The organism is Stenotrophomonas sp. I18B00994 (assembly GCF_014145825.1).
Classification (GTDB): Bacteria; Pseudomonadota; Gammaproteobacteria; order Xanthomonadales; family Xanthomonadaceae; genus Stenotrophomonas; species Stenotrophomonas maltophilia.
This window is the reverse complement of sequence record NZ_JACIUW010000045.1, coordinates 1-2500: the sequence shown is the minus strand read 5'-3', so window position 1 is coordinate 2500 and position 2500 is coordinate 1. Positions and strand designations below refer to the sequence as shown.

Genomic DNA, 2500 nt, shown 5'->3' with positions numbered 1-2500 from the left:
AATACTACTGACCGACCGATAGTGAACCAGTACCGTGAGGGAAAGGCGAAAAGAACCCCGGAGAGGGGAGTGAAATAGAACCTGAAACCGTGTGCGTACAAGCAGTAGGAGCTCCGCAAGGAGTGACTGCGTACCTTTTGTATAATGGGTCAGCGACTTACTGTTCGTGGCAAGCTTAACCGTATAGGGGAGGCGAAGGGAAACCGAGTCTGATAAGGGCGCATAGTCGCGGGCAGTAGACCCGAAACCGGGTGATCTAGTCATGCCCAGGGTGAAGGTGCGGTAACACGCACTGGAGGCCCGAACCCACTCCCGTTGCAAAGGTAGGGGATGAGGTGTGATTAGGAGTGAAAAGCTAATCGAACCCGGAGATAGCTGGTTCTCCTCGAAAGCTATTTAGGTAGCGCCTCATATGTATCCTCTCGGGGGTAGAGCACTGTTATGGCTAGGGGGTCATCGCGACTTACCAAACCATTGCAAACTCCGAATACCGAGACGGACTGTATGGGAGACACACGGCGGGTGCTAACGTCCGTCGTGAAAAGGGAAACAACCCAGACCCACAGCTAAGGTCCCAAATTTTGTGCTAAGTGGAAAACCATGTGGAAAGGCACAGACAGCCAGGAGGTTGGCTTAGAAGCAGCCACCCTTTAAAGAAAGCGTAATAGCTCACTGGTCGAGTCGGTCTGCGGGGAAGATTTAACGGGGCTAAGCACAGAACCGAAGCTTGGGGTGCATAACTTTGTTATGCGCGGTAGAGGAGCGTTCCGTAAGCCGTTGAAGGTGGATTGAGAAGTCTGCTGGAGGTATCGGAAGTGCGAATGCTGACATGAGTAACGATAATGCGGGTGAAAAACCCGCACGCCGAAAGCCCAAGGTTTCCTTGCGCAACGTTAATCGGCGCAGGGTGAGTCGGCCCCTAAGGCGAGGACGAAAGTCGTAGTCGATGGGAAGCAGGTTAATATTCCTGCACCTCGCGTAAGTGCGATGGAGGGACGGAGAAGGTTAGGTGTACCAGGCGTTGGTTGTCCTGGGGAAAGGCGGTAGGTTTGGATCTTTGGCAAATCCGGGATCCTCTAAGACCGAGCACCGAGACGAGCCTTTATGGCGAAGTCACTGATACCACGCTTCCAGGAAAAGCTCCTAAGCTTCAGCTTACGCAGACCGTACCGTAAACCGACACAGGTGGGTAGGATGAGAATTCTCAGGCGCTTGAGAGAACTCGGGTGAAGGAACTAGGCAACATGGCACCGTAACTTCGGGAGAAGGTGCACCCTTTTTGGTGGCTCGTGCGAGCTATAGCTGAAGAGGGTCGCAGTAACCAGGCCGCTGCGACTGTTTATCAAAAACACAGCACTCTGCAAACACGAAAGTGGACGTATAGGGTGTGACGCCTGCCCGGTGCTGGAAGGTTAATTGATGGGGTCAGCCGCAAGGCGAAGCTCTTGATCGAAGCCCCAGTAAACGGCGGCCGTAACTATAACGGTCCTAAGGTAGCGAAATTCCTTGTCGGGTAAGTTCCGACCTGCACGAATGGCGTAACGACAGCGGCGCTGTCTCCACCCGAGACTCAGTGAAATTGAAATCGCTGTGAAGATGCAGCGTTCCCGTGGCAAGACGGAAAGACCCCGTGAACCTTTACTATAGCTTTACACTGAACGTTGAGTTCGTCTGTGTAGGATAGGTGGGAGGCTATGAAACCATGGCGCTAGCTGTGGCGGAGCCATCCTTGAAATACCACCCTGTCGTGCTTGACGTTCTAACCTGGGCCCATTATCTGGGTCGGGGACCGTGTATGGTGGGTAGTTTGACTGGGGCGGTCTCCTCCTAAAGAGTAACGGAGGAGCTCGAAGGTACGCTCAGCGCGGTCGGACATCGCGCACTGTGTGCAAAGGCATAAGCGTGCTTGACTGCAAGATCGACGGATCAAGCAGGTAGGAAACTAGGACTTAGTGATCCGGTGGTTCTGTATGGAAGGGCCATCGCTCAACGGATAAAAGGTACTCCGGGGATAACAGGCTGATACCGCCCAAGAGTTCATATCGACGGCGGTGTTTGGCACCTCGATGTCGGCTCATCACATCCTGGGGCTGTAGTCGGTCCCAAGGGTATGGCTGTTCGCCATTTAAAGTGGTACGCGAGCTGGGTTCAGAACGTCGTGAGACAGTTCGGTCCCTATCTGCCATGGGCGTTGGAGATTTGAGAGGGGCTGCTCCTAGTACGAGAGGACCGGAGTGGACGAACCTCTGGTGTTCCGGTTGTCACGCCAGTGGCATTGCCGGGTAGCTATGTTCGGAAGCGATAACCGCTGAAAGCATCTAAGCGGGAAGCGCGCCTCAAGATGAGATCTCCCGGGGCACAAGCCCCCTGAAGGAACCATGTAGACTACGTGGTTGATAGGTCAGGTGTGTAAGTACAGCAATGTATTGAGCTAACTGATACTAATGATCCGTGCGGCTTGACCATATAACCTCAAGTTGCCTTGGCTTTACGACAACGT

The 2500-nt window shown here is 53.7% G+C and carries 1 rRNA gene (cut by a window edge); it reads left to right on the top strand.

Annotated elements, in window-relative coordinates:
• A 23S ribosomal RNA gene (locus tag H4O10_RS22080) occupies positions 1–2466 on the top strand (it extends 414 nt beyond the left edge of the window).
• Positions 2467–2500: the final 34 nt, after the last annotated feature.